At 62.6% G+C, this 15242-nt stretch carries 14 protein-coding genes; 8 read left to right on the top strand and 6 right to left on the bottom strand.

What is annotated here, in order from left to right; genetic code table 11:
* The 4 genes from D460_RS36665 to D460_RS0124125 form a co-directional block, all read left to right on the top strand.
* The coding region (locus D460_RS36665) for a hypothetical protein (protein ID WP_210162760.1) at positions 1 to 256 on the top strand (256 nt) is incomplete at its 5' end.
* A 342-nt stretch (positions 257 to 598) separates the two neighbouring features.
* Positions 599 to 3055 carry an ATP-dependent helicase HrpB gene (gene hrpB, locus D460_RS0124135; RefSeq protein ID WP_026283482.1) on the top strand — a complete coding sequence of 819 codons (2457 nt, stop codon included), beginning with the start codon at positions 599 to 601 and terminating at the stop codon, positions 3053 to 3055.
* Positions 3056 to 3082: 27 nt separating this feature from the next.
* The gene (locus tag D460_RS0124130) at positions 3083 to 4393 is read left to right on the top strand and encodes an ActS/PrrB/RegB family redox-sensitive histidine kinase (protein ID WP_026283481.1); all 1311 of its coding nucleotides are present in this window, start codon (positions 3083 to 3085) and stop codon (positions 4391 to 4393) included.
* Between the two features lie 68 nt (positions 4394 to 4461).
* Positions 4462 to 5037 carry an ActR/PrrA/RegA family redox response regulator transcription factor gene (locus D460_RS0124125; RefSeq protein ID WP_018901169.1) on the top strand — a complete coding sequence of 192 codons (576 nt, stop codon included), beginning with the start codon at positions 4462 to 4464 and terminating at the stop codon, positions 5035 to 5037.
* 8 nt (positions 5038 to 5045) lie between these two features.
* On the opposite strand, the gene D460_RS0124120 is transcribed toward D460_RS0124125, so the two are convergent.
* On the bottom strand, positions 5046 to 5540 hold the full coding sequence (locus D460_RS0124120) for an MmcB family DNA repair protein (protein ID WP_026283480.1): 495 nt from the start codon (positions 5538 to 5540) through the stop codon (positions 5046 to 5048).
* A 181-nt stretch (positions 5541 to 5721) separates the two neighbouring features.
* Here D460_RS0124120 and D460_RS0124115 point away from each other — a divergent pair, with 181 nt between their 5' ends.
* Complete coding sequence (locus D460_RS0124115) at positions 5722 to 6411, top strand: L,D-transpeptidase (RefSeq protein ID WP_018901167.1); 690 nt, start codon at positions 5722 to 5724, stop codon at positions 6409 to 6411.
* Positions 6412 to 6489: 78 nt separating this feature from the next.
* Here D460_RS0124115 and D460_RS0124110 read toward each other — a convergent pair whose 3' ends face one another.
* The 5 genes from D460_RS0124110 to hslV form a co-directional block, all read right to left on the bottom strand.
* Positions 6490 to 8661: a malate synthase G gene (locus D460_RS0124110; protein ID WP_018901166.1), complete on the bottom strand. Its 2172-nt coding sequence runs from the start codon at positions 8659 to 8661 to the stop codon at positions 6490 to 6492.
* Between the two features lie 98 nt (positions 8662 to 8759).
* Entirely contained in the window at positions 8760 to 10163 is a 1404-nt protein-coding gene (locus D460_RS0124105) for a cytochrome P450 (protein WP_018901165.1), read from the bottom strand.
* Positions 10164 to 10213: 50 nt separating this feature from the next.
* Positions 10214 to 11161, bottom strand: coding sequence for a DUF1402 family protein (locus D460_RS0124100; RefSeq protein WP_026283479.1), 948 nt, complete (start codon positions 11159 to 11161; stop codon positions 10214 to 10216).
* Positions 11162 to 11379: 218 nt separating this feature from the next.
* The gene (gene hslU / locus D460_RS0124095; protein ID WP_026283478.1) at positions 11380 to 12690 is read right to left on the bottom strand and encodes an ATP-dependent protease ATPase subunit HslU; all 1311 of its coding nucleotides are present in this window, start codon (positions 12688 to 12690) and stop codon (positions 11380 to 11382) included.
* 75 nt (positions 12691 to 12765) lie between these two features.
* Positions 12766 to 13290 (bottom strand): ATP-dependent protease subunit HslV, encoded by a 525-nt coding sequence (gene hslV, locus D460_RS0124090; protein WP_018901162.1) that lies wholly within the window; start codon positions 13288 to 13290, stop codon positions 12766 to 12768.
* A 178-nt stretch (positions 13291 to 13468) separates the two neighbouring features.
* Between hslV and hisB the strand changes: the two genes are divergently transcribed.
* The 3 genes from hisB to hisH are packed head-to-tail and all read left to right on the top strand — an operon-like array spanning position 13469 to position 15233.
* Entirely contained in the window at positions 13469 to 14077 is a 609-nt protein-coding gene (hisB, locus tag D460_RS0124085) for an imidazoleglycerol-phosphate dehydratase HisB (protein WP_018901161.1), read from the top strand.
* 23 nt (positions 14078 to 14100) lie between these two features.
* The gene (locus D460_RS0124080; protein WP_018901160.1) at positions 14101 to 14583 is read left to right on the top strand and encodes a DUF2628 domain-containing protein; all 483 of its coding nucleotides are present in this window, start codon (positions 14101 to 14103) and stop codon (positions 14581 to 14583) included.
* Positions 14583 to 15233 carry an imidazole glycerol phosphate synthase subunit HisH gene (gene hisH / locus D460_RS0124075; RefSeq protein ID WP_018901159.1) on the top strand — a complete coding sequence of 217 codons (651 nt, stop codon included), beginning with the start codon at positions 14583 to 14585 and terminating at the stop codon, positions 15231 to 15233. Before D460_RS0124080 ends, hisH begins: the two co-directional genes overlap by 1 nt.
* The last annotated feature ends 9 nt before the right edge of the window (positions 15234 to 15242 follow it).

Here is a 15242-nt window from a genome sequence, read left to right as displayed (position 1 = left end):
CAGTGTAACTTCTCTTGATAAACGTGACCGCCAAAGTCTCTTTCAAAGAACCGACATCTCTGTCGATCCCGCGAACTCCGCCGCCCACGTTTCTCTTTCTTCTCATCTTCAATTGTCAAATAACAGACCAGATCAAACCAGTCGAAATTCCCCGTCCCAAACCTTAAAGTCCGGGACCAATCAGCATCGCAGCCAATCAAAGAAATCCAGAGCGAAAGTCACCGTCGCCAGCAGCGCCGCCGCCCTCGTTCTGTGAAGCGGCTTATAAGGCCCACACACCGAACAAGTCAACAACCACACGCAAAGTTTTTTGACAGTTTTATAACATGTTGTTTTGACTGGGGGAATTTCACGCACATCGGATAGCGGCCAGATTGGCTGTGTGACAGCGCCGGCGTTTTTCGGGGCTGAATGCGCCGATACAGCCCAAAACCGGCAATATTCCTCCTTCACGCCGCATCGAACGCGCGTAATCGGCGTCATCACCGGTTTGCCGAACCGCCCTCGCCCTTTATAGAGTGCGCCTAATAGAGAGATGCGGAGCCGTTCCGCCCAGCCATATATATAGACAGAAGAGGACAGACGAGGCGTGATCGACCTGCGTGCCCTGCCGGAGCTCCCGGTCTCCCATGTTCTGCCCGAGATCGGCGCGGCACTAACCACCGCGCGGCGCGCCGTGCTTTCGGCACCGCCGGGGGCGGGCAAGACGACGCTGGTGCCGCTTTATCTTCTCAATGAGGCATGGCGCGGCGACGGCAGGATCATTCTGCTCGAGCCGCGACGGCTTGCGGCGCGCGCGGCGGCCGGGCGGATGGCGGCACTGCTCAATGAGAATGTCGGGGAGACCGTCGGCTATCGCATGCGGCTCGATACCCGGATTTCGGCGCGGACGCGGATCGAGGTGGTGACCGAGGGCGTGTTCGCGCGGATGATCCTCGACGATCCCGAGCTCTCGGGCGTATCGGCGGTGATCTTCGACGAATTTCACGAGCGATCGCTCGACGCCGATTTCGGACTGGCGCTGGCGCTCGACGTGCAATCGGCGCTGCGCGAGGATCTCAGGATCCTGGTCATGTCGGCGACGCTCGATGTGGCCGGCGTGGTGGCGCTGCTCGACAACCCGCCCTTGATCGAAAGCATGGGACGGAGCTTCCCGATCGATATTCGCTATCAGGACCGGCCGGGCGGGGAGCGGATCGAGGATACGATGACGCGCGCCATTGTCGACGCCCACAGAGCAGAGAGCGGATCGATCCTCGCCTTTCTGCCTGGACAGGCCGAGATCACCAGGACGGCCGAGCGGCTGCGGGAGCGGTTCGACGCGACGACGGTGATCGCGTCGCTTTATGGCAATCTCAGCCAGAAGGAACAGGACGCGGCGATCCGGCCGGCGGCGGCAGGCACGCGCAAGATCGTGCTGGCGACCTCGATCGCCGAGACCTCGATCACCATCGATGGTGTTAGGATCGTGATCGACAGCGGATTGCAGCGCCTGCCGGTGTTCGAGGCATCGACAGGGATCACCCGGCTGGAAACCGTCAAGGTGTCTCGCGCCTCGGCCGACCAGCGGGCCGGACGCGCAGGCCGAACGGAGCCGGGGATTGCCATCCGGCTCTGGCGTCAAGGACAGACGGCGGCGATGCCCGCCTTCACGCCTCCGCAGATTCTCTCGACCGATCTTTCCGGCCTCGTGCTCGATCTCGCCCATTGGGGCGTGCAGGATACGCGGGCGCTCGGCTTCATGGACCAGCCGCCGGAGACGACGCTTGCCGAGGCGCGCGCGCTGCTGCGCGAACTCGGCGCGCTCGACCGGGATGGTGGGCTGACCGCGCGCGGGCGGGAGATGCGCGACATGGCGCTGCCGCCACGGCTGGCGGCGATGGTGATCTCCTCGGGAGAGACCGGCCATGCGCGGGAGGCGGCGATGATGGCCGTGCTTCTGACGGAACAGGGATTGGGTGGGACGAGCATCGATCTCGAGGACCGGCTACGCCGGTTCAAATCCGAGCGCGGCGAGCGGGCCGAGGCGGCGCGGCAGTTGGCTATCCGGCTGGCGAAGGGGCGCGATAAGGCGGTAGCCGACGAGCCGGGACTTGCCGGCCGTCTCCTCATTCATGCCTTTCCCGATCGCATCGCGCTGCAGCGCGGCGGGCGCGGTCGGTTCGTGATGGCCAATGGGCGCGGTGCAGAGATTGCCGAGACCGAGCGGCTGGCGAGCAGCCCGATGCTTGTGATTGCCGACCTCACGGGCCGGGCGGCGCAGGCACGGATTCTCGCGGCGGCCGAGGTGACGCGCGGGGATGTCGAGGCGGAGTTGCCGGGCGCGATCCGCACCGACGACCAGACCTTCTTCGACCGGCAAAGCAAGCAGGTGCGCGCAAGGCGGGCGACGCGGCTCGGCGCCATCGTTTTTGACGAGACGCCGCTGCCTCGGCCATCCGGCGAGGCTGTCACCCGGGCGCTGGCCGAGGGGATCAAGGAGATCGGGCTGGATCAGCTGCCGTTTTCCAAGGAAGCGATGCAGCTGCGCGATCGAATCGGCTTTCTCTATAGAAGCATCGGTGCGCCATGGCCCGACATGAGCGAGGCGGCGCTGCTTTCCCGGATGGACGACTGGTTCATTCCCTATCAGGCGGATGCGCGCGGGCTTTCCGACATTTCGGCGGGCGGGCTTTCGAACGGATTGATGGCGCTGGTGCCGCACGAGCTGCAGCGCGACCTTTCGCGGCTGGCGCCGACGCATTTCGACGCGCCGACCGGGCAGCGGCATCCGATACAATATGACGGGGAAGAGCCGACGCTGACCATCCGGGTTCAAGAGCTGTTCGGGCTGAAGGCGCATCCTGCCATTGCCGGCGGGCGGCTTTCGCTGCTGCTCGAGCTGACATCGCCGGCGCATCGGCCGATCCAGACGACGCGTGATCTTCCGGGGTTCTGGGCCGGGAGCTGGAAGGATGTGCGCGCCGATATGCGCGGGCGCTATCCCCGACATCCCTGGCCGGAGAGGCCGGAGGAAGCACTGCCGACGACCCGGGCAAAACCACGAGGAACATGAGCCGCAATGCCGATCAAGAATAAAGAGATGGCCGACAAGGTCGAAAGCATGCCCGAGGAAGATAGGCAGAGCAGCCGTCGGCTGAGGCTGGAGACGCTGGTGCGTCTGCGCTGGCTTGCCGTCTGCGGACAGACGGCGACGGTGCTGATCGTTGCCCTCTGGCTGCAATTTCCGCTGCCGGTGCAGGCGTGCATCGCGCTGATCACGGCGCTGGCGATCGTCAACTTCTATCTGATGATCCGCTATCCTGCGACGCACCGCATCGACCCGGTTGCGGCGCTGGCGCTGCTCGGCTTCGATCTGTTGCAGCTCTGCGCGCTGCTCTTCATCACCGGCGGGCTGGTCAATCCATTCGCGGTGCTGGTGTGCGTTCCCGTTATCATCGCCTTCGCGTCGCAGCCGATCCGCTACAGCATGCCGCTGATCGTCGTGGCCTTGGTCTGCATCACCATACTGCCGTTCACGCCCTTTCCGCTTCCCTGGTTCGATGGGGCGGAGATCAACATTCCGAGCTTCATGCAGTTCGGGGTGTGGTGCGCGATCGCGTCCACCATGACGTTTGCCGCCTTTTATGCCTATCGCGTCTCCATGGAAGGACGGCAGCTGGCCGAAGCGCTGGCGGCGACTGAACTGGTGCTGCAGCGCGAGAAGCATCTGTCGCAGCTTGATGGTTTGGCTGCGGCGGCCGCACACGAATTGGGAACGCCGCTCGCCACCATCAGCGTCGTTGCCAAGGAGATGGAGCGGGAGCTGAAGGATGACGATCGCTTCCGCGAGGATGTGCAGCTGCTGCGCAGCCAGAGCGAGCGCTGCCGGGACATCCTGCGCCGGCTGACGACGCTCTCGGCCGAGGGCGATGCGCATCTGAGGCGACTGCCGCTTTCCTCGATGATGGAGGAGATCGTGGCGCCGCACCGCGAATTCGGCATCAAGCTCAACCTCGTGGAAAAAGCGCCGCGCAAGGGCGAGCCGGTGACGGAGCGCAATGCCGGGATGATGTACGGGCTCGGCAATCTGGTTGAGAACGCCGTCGATTATGCCCGCCAGGAAGTGACGGTCACGGTGGAGCACGACCAGGAAAAAGTGCGGATCACCATCGAGGACGACGGCGAAGGCTACTCGCCCGACGTCCTGCTCAGGATCGGCGAGCCCTATGTGACCAAGCGGCAGAAGGAGGACCGCGCCGGCGGGCTGGGGCTCGGGCTGTTCATCGCCAAGACGCTGCTGGAGCGCTCTGGCGCGGTGCTGACCTTCGAAAATCGGGGTCCTGACTATGTCGGCGCGCGCGTTCGCGTCGAATGGCCGCGGGTGCTGATCGATACGCATTCGACAAAATGAGCCGATGGGGCTAAAGAAAACGCAATGCAATAGGCCTATATCGGGCTGACAGCGCCAGGATTGAATAGATGAGCGAGCAGATTACCGACCCCTCCCCCGCCAGCGACGACTATATCGGCCCAGATGCGAGCCTCCTGATCGTCGATGACGACGGACCGTTCCTGCGCCGGCTGGCGCGCGCCATGGAGACGCGCGGCTTTCAGGTGGAGACAGCGGAATCGGTGGCGGAGGGTGTGGCCAAGTCTCACGCCAATCCGCCGAAATACGCGGTGCTCGACCTGCGGCTCGGCGATGGTAATGGTCTCGAAGTCATCGAGGCGATCCGCCAGAAGCGCGAAGATACCCGTATCGTCGTCCTCACGGGTTACGGCAATATCGCAACGGCGGTGACCGCGGTGAAGCTCGGCGCCGTCGACTATCTCGCCAAGCCGGCGGATGCCGACGATGTCTATGCGGCGCTGACGCAGCGCAGCGGCGAGAAGGTCGAGCTGCCTGAGAACCCGATGTCGGCCGACCGGGTTCGCTGGGAGCATATCCAGCGTGTCTACGAGATTTGCGAACGTAACGTTTCGGAGACGGCGCGCCGGCTCAACATGCATCGCCGCACATTGCAGCGCATTCTTGCCAAGCGGGCGCCCAAGTAAATTCAAGTTTAGATATCGTCGACGCCGAGCGGCTTGCCGGTGGCCCATTCGGCCATCAGCAAGCGCTGGGCGGCCGCGCGCGAAAAGTTCAGCGTGACGGATTTGCGGGTGGCGGGCGCGAGCTTATGCTCGGGCGCCTCGCGGATCATGTGGGCGCCATAACCATCCGAAAGAAACAGGCCGCAATCCTCCGGGAAGATATCGAGTGGCACATCCTTGTGTGTCGCGAAGAACAGCCGATCGCAATGCAGGCGGTATTCCGGCCATTTGCGGTCCACCCTGAAGTCTTCGATCGACGTCTTGATCTCGATGATCCAGATTTCGCCCTTGTCCGAGACGGTGATCAGATCGGCGCGCCGGCCGCTTGCGAGCGGCAGTTCCGGCAGCACGGCGTGACGCATCTCGTGAAGTAGAATTTGAGTGCCGCGGCGCACCAGCATGGCTCTGTCCGATTGCCGGCCATCGATTAACGGATTGTTATTGTAAACACTCAAAATCGTCATGGATAAGCTCGGGTCCGGCGCGCGCGTTGTTGCAAAAAAACCATGCGGTTCTAGTTTGCCGTTGCGTAATTGCTCCGCCGCATTGCAACAGCTTGCCAAGGCGAAGTTAATCGAAAATAAACCATAATCTAAGATGGTTCGAAAGAACGATCCTCCCTTGCCCCATTCTTAAGAGACATCCATGCGCATCCGCAATGCACTTCCTGTATTCGGCCTGATGGCGACGCTCGCTCTGGCCGGTTGCTCCACGACTTCCGAGAGCGCCTCTGTTGAAAACAAGGCTGCCATGCCGGGTCCGACCGTCCAGACCGCGCAGATCTTCGACGACGCTTACGGCGTCACCACGGATGCCGGATATTCGCTGCCGGCGATCCCGATCCAGAAGGTCAAGCCGCAGTTCCACAGGCAGGTTGTCTCCTACGAAACCACGGAACGTCCGGGCACGATCATCGTCAATACCCGCGAGCGCTTCCTTTACTACATCATGCCCGGCGGCAAGGCGATGCGCTACGGCATCGGCGTCGGCAAGCAGGGCTTCGCATGGGCCGGCACCGCATACGTCGCCTGGAAGCAGGAATGGCCGAACTGGCATCCCCCGAAGGAAATGGCCGTTCGCCGCCCCGAGATTGCCAAGTACGTCGAAGACGGCATGGGCCCCGGCCTTTCCAACCCGCTCGGCGCGCGGGCCATGTACCTCTTCAACGAAGAAGGCAAGGACACGCTGTTCCGCCTGCACGGCACGCCGGAATGGGCTTCGATCGGCACTGCCGCTTCTTCGGGCTGCATTCGTCTGATCAACCAGGACGTTATCGATCTCTACAGCCGCGTCCGTCCGGGCAAGACGACCTCCAAGGTCATCGTCATCCAGTAAGCTGGACCTGAAATTCGGTATAAAAAAGGCCGCCGGAACATTCGCTCCGGCGGCCTTTTTGTATTTGCTGTGTGGGGATCAGGCCGCTTGCGCGGCCTTCAACTCCAGGCGGCGGCGATGCAGGACCGGCTCGGTATAGCCGTTCGGCTGCGCCCTGCCCTTCAACACAAGCTCGAGAGCGGCCTGGAAGGCGATCGAGTGGTCGAAATCTTTAGCCATCGGATGATATGCCGCGTCGCCGGCGTTCTGGCCATCGACCACGGCGGCCATGCGCTTCATCGTCTCGACGATCTGATCTTCGGTGACGACCTTGTGGTGCAGCCAGTTCGCCATGTGCTGCGCCGAGATGCGCAGCGTCGCGCGGTCTTCCATCAGGCCGACATTGTTGATGTCGGGAACCTTGGAGCAGCCAACGCCCTGGTCGACCCAGCGCACGACGTAGCCCAGGATCCCCTGCGCGTTGTTGTCGAGTTCGCGCTGGATTTCCTCGGGCGTCCAGTTCGGACGGACGGCGACGGGCACGGAGAGGATATCGCTCAGCTTGGCGCGCGGGCGATCCTTCAGGCCGCGCTGGACATTGGCGACGTTGACGCGGTGATAATGGGTGGCGTGCAGCGTGGCGGCCGTCGGCGACGGGACCCAGGCGGTGTTGGCGCCGGCCTTCGGATGGGCGATCTTCTGCTCCAGCATGGCTGCCATCAGATCCGGCATAGCCCACATGCCCTTGCCGATCTGCGCATGGCCGGAGAGGCCGCATTCGAGACCGATGTCGACGTTCCAGTTCTCGTAAGCGGCGATCCAGGCGGCCTGCTTCATGTCGCCCTTGCGGATCATCGGGCCGGCTTCCATCGAGGTGTGCATCTCGTCGCCGGTGCGATCGAGGAAGCCGGTGTTGATGAAGACGACGCGCTCGCGGGCCGCACGGATGCATTCCTTGAGGTTGACGGTGGTGCGGCGCTCCTCGTCCATGATGCCCATCTTCATGGTGTTTTTCGCCATGCCGAGCGCATCCTCGACGCGGCCAAAGATTTCGACGGCGAAGGCGACTTCCTCGGGGCCGTGCATCTTAGGCTTGACGACATACATGGAGCCGGTGCGCGAATTCTTGCGGCGGCCGTTGGGGCCGATGTCGTAGAGCGCGATGGCGGCGGTGATCATCGCGTCCATGATGCCCTCGGGCACCTCATTGCCATCGCGATCAAGGATAGCCGGATTCGTCATGAGGTGGCCGACATTGCGGATCAGCATCAGCGAGCGGCGATGGACCTCGAAGCTGGCTCCACCAGGGCCGGTGTAATCGAGATCGGGATTGAGCTTGCGGATGAAGCTCTTGCCACCCTTCACGACCTCTTCCTGCAGATCGCCCTTCATCAGGCCGAGCCAGTTGCGATAGACCTCGGTCTTGTCGTCGGCATCGACGGCGGCGATGGAATCCTCGCAGTCCATGATCGTGGTGATGGCGGATTCGAGCCAGACATCGGAAATGTGGGCGGCGTCGCTCTTGCCGATCGCGGTTCCGGCATCGATGACGATGTCGATATGGATGCCGTTGTTCTTCAGGAGGATATTGGTGGGGGCCGCTGCATCGCCTCGATAGCCGGCGAAATGCGAAGCATCCTTCAGCACGACATGCTCGCCGTCAGTGGACGTGATAGCGAGCGCGCCGTCCTTGACGACGAGGCCGGCGACGGCCTTCCAGCTCCAATCGACAAGCGGAACGGCGTTGTCGAGGAAATCGCGGACCCAGGCGATGACCTTTTCGCCGCGTTTCGGGTTGTAGCCCTTGCCCTTCTCCGCGCCATCGGCCTCGGAAATCGCGTCGGTGCCGTAGAGCGCGTCATAGAGCGAGCCCCAGCGGGCATTGGCGGCATTCAGCGCGTAGCGGGCGTTCATGACCGGGACGACCAACTGCGGGCCGGCGATGGAAGCTATCTCCGGGTCGACATTGGTCGTCGTGACCTGGAAATCGGAGCCCTCGGGAAGGAGATAGCCGATCTCGCGCAGGAATGCCTGATAGGCGTCCATGTCGGTCGGCGCACCGTGCTGGCGATACCAATCGTCGATGCGCAGCTGCAGCGCGTCGCGCTTGGCGAGCAATTCGCGGTTCTTCGGCGCCAGATCGTGGACGATGGCCGAGAAGTCGGCGAAGAACTTGTCCGCATCGAGCCCGAGACCGGGAAGCGCCTCCTTGACCAGGAAATCATGAAGGACGGCTTCAATCGCAAGACCGTGTTTTTCGATGCGGCTCATAGACTATCTCCTCGGGCGGCGCGTTTTTCGCATGCTGCCACTTTGACCGGCTTTCATTCATAGTCAATCAGGCAATAGTTTGAAAGATTTATGCCTTTTCAGGCAAGAACTCTCGGCGTGACACGCATCGGCAGGCCGTTCTGCGGCTGGGTAGTCAGTTTCTGCACCGGCCAGGGATTGGTCTCATCCGTCATGTCGAAGCGGAAGCGGTGCATCATGACAGCGAGCGCGATCACCGCTTCCTGCAGCGCGAAGGTGGCGCCGATGCAGACGCGCGGGCCGGCGCCGAAGGGCAGGAACTGGAAGCGGCTGATCTTGGCGCGGCTTTCAGGCAGGAAGCGCTCCGGCATGTAGGCGCGGGGCTTGTCCCAATAGAGTTCGTGGCGATGCAGTGTCCAGGGCATGATCAGCACGGTGACGCCGGCCTCGATCTCGACAGTCTCACCTTTAGCATTCGTCCAGCGATCATCCGATATCGCGGCGCGGTTGATCGACGGGGCCGGCGGATAAAGGCGCAGGGCCTCTTCGAAGGCGGCGCGGGTATAGGGCATGAGATCGAGCCACTTCACCGGCTCGGCGCCCGTCGCGAGCACACGGTCGATCTCTTCCTCCATGGCGTCGCGGATATGCGGCGTGTTGGCGACGCAATAAAGCGTCCAGGCGAGTGCGCGGGCCGTGGTTTCGTGGCCGGCGCCGATGAAGGTGAGGATATTGTCCTCGATCTCGGCGTTGGTCAGCCCGCCAGACTTTGCCTGGTCGAGCAACAGCGTCAGGAAATCCTCGGGCGTCGTGTCGCGGTCCGCTTCCATGCGGGCCAAGCGCGCATCCATGGTCTCGCGGACGATGGTGCGAAATTTCTCGAGTACCTTCTGGCCGCCGATGCGGGTGACGCGGGGCACCCAGGAGGGCGCGCGCAACAGGTCCATCGGATCGACGCGGCCCATGCGATGCAGGAGAGCGTTGACGTCGTCGGCGAAACTGTCGGAGGAGGTGACGATCTCGCCTGAGAACAGCGTGTCGGCGAGGATGGCGAAGGTGAGTTCGGCCATGTCGCTGGCGATCTCGAAGGTCTTTCCGTCGCTGCCCGCTTCTTCGTACTTGCGGACATAGTCTTCGGACTGGCGCAGCATCTGGCCGGCGAAACCATTGGCGTGGCGCGGCGTGAAGACTGGTGCGACGGCCTTGCGTGAGCGCTTCCAGACCTCGCCTTCCGCAGTCAGCAAGCCATCGCGCAGGATCGGCCGCAGGATCAGCTGGCGGATATCCGACATGCGGTAGTTGGCCGCGTTATCAACAAGCACGTGCTTGATCAGGCCGGGATCGTTGACGATGATCGTGCGTTCGCGGAAGAACTTCGTCTTGATGAAGGGCAGCGTATATGAAGGCTCGCCCCACAGCTCCAGCGGATTGCGCAGGATGGTGCGGATGATCTCAAGCCGGCTCGGCGGCACGGTGCGTGGAACGGGCGCTGGCGGAACGAACGGATCTGGACGCATGTCCATCGAATACTGGCCTTTCGCGGAAGATTGCCCTCCCCGGCAAGGCTAAAAAACTAGAGCAGGCGCTCCAGATCGTCCAGCTTGTCGTTGATCAACCATCCGTAATAGTTCTCTTCCGGCCAGACCGTTTCGCCCGACGCGCGGTTCTTGGCGGCTAGCGCTGCCGCGCGCTGGCGGGAATTGCCGAGATTGTAGAGCGTTGCCGTCAGGCCCGGATTCTTCGAGATATCCATGCCGGCGATCTGCTTGTAGTCGTCGATCGAGCGGCGCACGGCGGCGGCCACGAAGGCAAGCGAGATATCCGGGTCCATGATCGCCTTGTAGACGCTGCCGGCATCCTTCTCGTTGAGCTTGCTGATGCCGGAGACCCTGCTGACGAGGTCGGAGAGCATCAGGGCGGTCAGCGGATTGATCTGGCCGAGGCCGAAAGTCTGACCGGCGTAGAAGGGCTGGAAGAACACGGCGCTGAAGCGATTGTTCGGGAAGTTCTTGCCGCCGACGGTCTTGCCGCGGAAATCGCTTTCCCAGACATCCTCGCGGCAGCTCCACAGCGTGTAGGAATCTGTCTTGCCGTTGCACTCTGCAAACTGCGGGCGCTTGATGAAATCGTCCACATCCTCGCCGTCATAGGCGAAACGGAAGCTCTGGCCGGCGTAGGACGCGGCCTTGACGTAGTAAGACTGCAGGCGGTCGTAGGCGTCGACATTGTAGGTGTGCTCGCCGACGATCGCGCCAATCACGTGGATCGGGTCGATGCCATAGGCCGCCGAGACCTTCTTGATCTTGCCCATCAGCTCATGGTCTGTCGCCAGGAGCTCGTGGACCTTGTCGTACTTGCGATCGAAGGTGGTCTTGGTGCCCTTGGTGCGGCGGACCGATGCGCCTGGAACGTTCGGCTGCTCGACGTTGCGATTGCCCGGAGGCACGAGCTGCATGGAAAAAGCGGGCGCGGCGGTCAAGACCGTGGCGGCGATTACAAGGCTCGTCAGAAGGCGTCGCACGATCAGCTTTCCCATCATTTCCAATAGAGGCATTTCCGGTATCGGTCGGCATTTCCAGCTTGGCTGGCGCGCTGACTGTACCAAAATCTTGGCCGAATAATGCTGGCGCCAACAACAAAGCGGGCCTTTCACTAAAAAGTAAAAGGCCCGTTGTCGAGAGTTCAGTCGGTCAAAGTTACGGCATCATACCAGTAAAGCCTGAGACCGGTGTTTGCGCATCACAGAATGAAGCGCGAGAGGTCGGTGTTCTGGGCGAGGTCGCCGACATGCTTGCGCACGTATTCGGCATCGATCGTGACCGAGGTGCCGCCGCGATCCGGCGCGTTGAAGGAGATTTCATCCAGCACGCGCTCCATGACAGTCTGCAGGCGACGCGCGCCGATGTTTTCGACCGAGGCGTTCAGGTGAACACCCACATCGGCAAGAGCATCGATGCCGTCATCTGTGAATTCGAGCGTCAGGCCTTCGGTTTCCATCAGCGCCTTGTACTGGCGGATCAGGCTGGCCTCGGTTTCCGTGAGAATACGGCGGAAGTCTTCCTTGGTCAGCGGGCGCAGCTCGACGCGGATCGGCAGACGGCCCTGCAATTCCGGCAGCAGGTCAGATGGCTTGGAGACGTGGAACGCGCCCGATGCGATGAAGAGCACGTGGTCAGTCTTCACCGGCCCGTACTTGGTCGACACGGTGGTGCCTTCGACCAGCGGCAGCAGGTCGCGCTGCACACCTTCGCGCGAGACGCCGGCGCCCATGCCGCCATCGCGGGCGGCGATCTTGTCGATCTCGTCGAGGAAGACGATGCCGTCGTTTTCGACGGAGCGCACGGCCTCGCGCTGGATGACTTCATTGTCGATCAGCTTGTCGGATTCGTCGCGGATCAGGTCGGTGTAGGAGGCCTTGACTGTGGTGCGCACCTTCTTGGTGCGGCCGCCCATGGCCTTGCCGAACATTTCCGACAGGTTGATCATGCCGATATTGCCGCCGCCGGGCATGCCGGGGATGTCGAAGCCGCCCATGCCGGTGCTGGTGTCGGCCACTTCGATATCGATTTCCTTGTCATCGAGCTCACCGGCACGCAGCTTCTTGCGGAAACTGTCACGCGTGGCCGGCGAGGCGGTCGATCCGACGAGCGCGTCAAGCACACGTTCCTCGGCGCTCATATGGGCCTTGGCCTCGACCTCGGCGCGCTTCTTTTCGCGCGCAAGGCCGATACCGACCTCGACCAGATCGCGGACGATCTGCTCGACGTCGCGGCCAACATAGCCGACTTCGGTGAACTTGGTGGCTTCGACCTTGATGAAGGGGGCGCCGGCGAGCTTGGCGAGGCGGCGGGAGATTTCCGTCTTGCCGACGCCGGTCGGGCCGATCATCAGGATGTTCTTGGGCATCACTTCGTCGCGCAGGCTCTCATCGAGCTGCTGGCGGCGCCAGCGGTTGCGCAGCGCAATGGCGACGGCGCGCTTGGCGTCATGCTGGCCGATGATGTGGCGGTCCAGCTCGGAGACGATTTCCCGGGGAGAAAAATTGGTCATGATATCCTCTTGGCTTTCCTGCTCCGGCCGGCCGTTCGCGGCCCGGCCCACAGGACCCATTGTGAACGATTGCCGTTATTCGGCGTCGAGCGTTTCGACCACGAGATTGTGGTTGGTGTAGACGCAGATATCAGCGGCGATATCGAGCGCCCGGCGGGCCACTTCTTCGGCCGACTTGTCGCTGTCCATCAGGGCGCGGGCGGCGGCGAAGGCGTAGTTGCCGCCGGAGCCGATGGCGATGGCGCCATGTTCGGGCTCAAGCACATCGCCGTTACCGGTGATCGCCAGCGTCACCGACTTGTCGGCGACCAGCATCATGGCTTCGAGGTTGCGCAGATACTTGTCGGTGCGCCAGTCCTTGGCGAGCTCGACGGCGGCGCGCATAAGCTGGCCGGGATATTGCTCGAGCTTCTTTTCAAGCCGCTCCAAGAGCGTGAAGGCATCCGCGGTGGCGCCGGCGAAACCGGCAATGACGTCGCCCTTGCCGATGCGGCGCACCTTGCGGGCATTGCCCTTCATGACGGTCTGGCCGAGGCTGACCTGTCCGTCGCCCGCCATGATGACCTTGCCGCCCTTTCGAACTGTAATAATGGTTGTCATCTATCATACCCTTGCCCGTCAGGCGGGCTCTTACCTCGGGCCGCACATCGGCCCTGTTGAGCCCTATGTAAGTTGGCAAATCGCGATTGCAATCGGCGTCGATTTCTCGACCCGCGCTTCTGGATATTTCCCGGCACGCCTGATAAGGAACCCCCGTATTTCCAAGTGGAGTAGCCATATGGCCGAGACCGCAGCAAGCCGCACGGGATCCGTATCCCGCAAGACCAACGAGACCTCGGTTTCCGTTTCCGTCAATCTCGACGGCACCGGGAAATCGACGATTTCGACCGGCGTCGGCTTCTTCGACCATATGCTCGACCAACTGTCGCGACATTCGCTGATCGACATGGAGATCGAGACCAAGGGCGATTTGCACGTCGACGACCACCATGCGGTGGAAGACACGGGCATCGCGATCGGCCAGGCCATCGCCAAGGCGCTCGGCGACCGTCGCGGCATCACCCGCTACGCCTCGATCGACCTTGCCATGGACGAGACGATGACGAAGGCCGCCGTCGATCTCTCCGGCCGCCCCTTCCTCGTCTGGAACGTATCGTTCAGCGCGCCGAAGATCGGCACGTTCGACACCGAACTCGTTCGCGAATTCTTCCAGGCACTCGCCCAGAACGCCGGGATCACCTTGCATATCCTGAACCATTATGGTGCCAACAACCACCATATTGCCGAGACATGCTTCAAGGCCGTCGCCCGCGCGCTGCGCACGGCGACAGAGATCGATCCTAGGCAGGCGGGCCGTGTACCCTCGACGAAGGGCACGCTCGTCTAAGCCCCTTCAGGGAGCTTGACGACATGACTTCCAGCTATCTGGTTCTGACCGCCCCCGGCGGCGCCGATATCAAGCACGAGAAGACGCGGTTCATTCGCGACGGCTTTACTGTGCTCGGCTTCCTGTTTCCCTGGATCTGGCTCGCCATCCACCGGCTCTGGCTTTACGCCGTCGCCGCCTTTCTGCTGCAGAGCATCGGCGGCGCGCTGATGGATCAACCCGGAATGTGGCTGGTCGGCTTTGCTGTCACCTTCGGCACCAGCCTGCTTGTCGGGTTCGAGGGACAGAACCTGCGGGTTCGCAACCTCGCCGCCAAAGGCTGGCAGGACGAGGCGCTGATTTCGGCCGATCGGCTCGATGTCGCCGAGGAAATCTACTTTTCTGAAATTCAGACCGATCTCCGTGACGACACGCGTATGCCGTCGCCGCAGTGGGATGGCGGGAGCCGCACTGAGCGCGGCACCGCAACATCCCTCGGTCTCTTTGGCTTTGATGGAGGACGCTGATGCGCGTCGCAATTATCGATTACGGTTCCGGCAATCTGCGTTCGGCGACGAAGGCCTTTGAACGGGCCGCCCGCGAGGCCGGCGTTGACGCAGTGATCGACCTCACCGACAAGGCCGAGGTCGTTGCCGCCGCCGATCGCGTCGTGCTGCCGGGTGTCGGCGCTTATGCCGATTGTCGCCGCGGATTGGATGCCGTGCCGGGGATGACCGAGGCGCTGATCGACGTCGTCGAGAAGAAGGCGCGGCCTTTCCTCGGCATCTGCGTCGGCATGCAGCTGATGTCCTCGCGCGGGCTGGAGAAGACCACGACCGAGGGTCTCGGCTGGATTCCCGGTGACGTCGTTGAAATGACGCCTGATGATCCCAATCTGAAGATACCGCAGATCGGCTGGAACACGCTGGACCTGAAGCGCCCTCACCCGCTGTTCGAGGGTATTGTGACCGGCACCGACGGGCTGCATGCCTATTTCGTGCATTCCTACCATCTGTCAGCTCGGAACCACGAGGATGTGATCGCGACCACGGGTTACGGCGGACCGCTGACGGCCTTTGTCGGTCGCGACAACATGGCGGGCGCGCAGTTTCATCCGGAGAAGAGCCAGAAGCTCGGTCTCGCCCTGATTGCCAATTTCCTGCGCTGGAAGCCCTGAGCTCGCGCC

The organism is Rhizobium sp. 2MFCol3.1, assembly GCF_000377565.1.
Taxonomy (GTDB): domain Bacteria; phylum Pseudomonadota; class Alphaproteobacteria; order Rhizobiales; family Rhizobiaceae; genus Rhizobium.
This window is presented reverse-complemented; position numbering and strand designations above follow the sequence as displayed.

Excerpts from the sequence above, each read along its gene's own strand:
- D460_RS0124130 (WP_026283481.1), top strand. The coding sequence starts at position 3,083 with ATGGCCGACAAGGTCGAAAGCATGCCCGAGGAAGATAGGCAGAGCAGC.
- D460_RS0124125 (WP_018901169.1), top strand. The coding sequence starts at position 4,462 with ATGAGCGAGCAGATTACCGACCCCTCCCCCGCCAGCGACGACTATATC.
- D460_RS0124120 (WP_026283480.1), bottom strand. The coding sequence starts at position 5,540 with ATGACGATTTTGAGTGTTTACAATAACAATCCGTTAATCGATGGCCGG.
- D460_RS0124115 (WP_018901167.1), top strand. The coding sequence starts at position 5,722 with ATGCGCATCCGCAATGCACTTCCTGTATTCGGCCTGATGGCGACGCTC.
- D460_RS0124110 (WP_018901166.1), bottom strand. The coding sequence starts at position 8,661 with ATGAGCCGCATCGAAAAACACGGTCTTGCGATTGAAGCCGTCCTTCAT.
- D460_RS0124105 (WP_018901165.1), bottom strand. The coding sequence starts at position 10,163 with ATGGACATGCGTCCAGATCCGTTCGTTCCGCCAGCGCCCGTTCCACGC.
- hslU (WP_026283478.1), bottom strand. The coding sequence starts at position 12,690 with ATGACCAATTTTTCTCCCCGGGAAATCGTCTCCGAGCTGGACCGCCAC.
- hslV (WP_018901162.1), bottom strand. The coding sequence starts at position 13,290 with ATGACAACCATTATTACAGTTCGAAAGGGCGGCAAGGTCATCATGGCG.
- hisB (WP_018901161.1), top strand. The coding sequence starts at position 13,469 with ATGGCCGAGACCGCAGCAAGCCGCACGGGATCCGTATCCCGCAAGACC.
- D460_RS0124080 (WP_018901160.1), top strand. The coding sequence starts at position 14,101 with ATGACTTCCAGCTATCTGGTTCTGACCGCCCCCGGCGGCGCCGATATC.
- hisH (WP_018901159.1), top strand. The coding sequence starts at position 14,583 with ATGCGCGTCGCAATTATCGATTACGGTTCCGGCAATCTGCGTTCGGCG.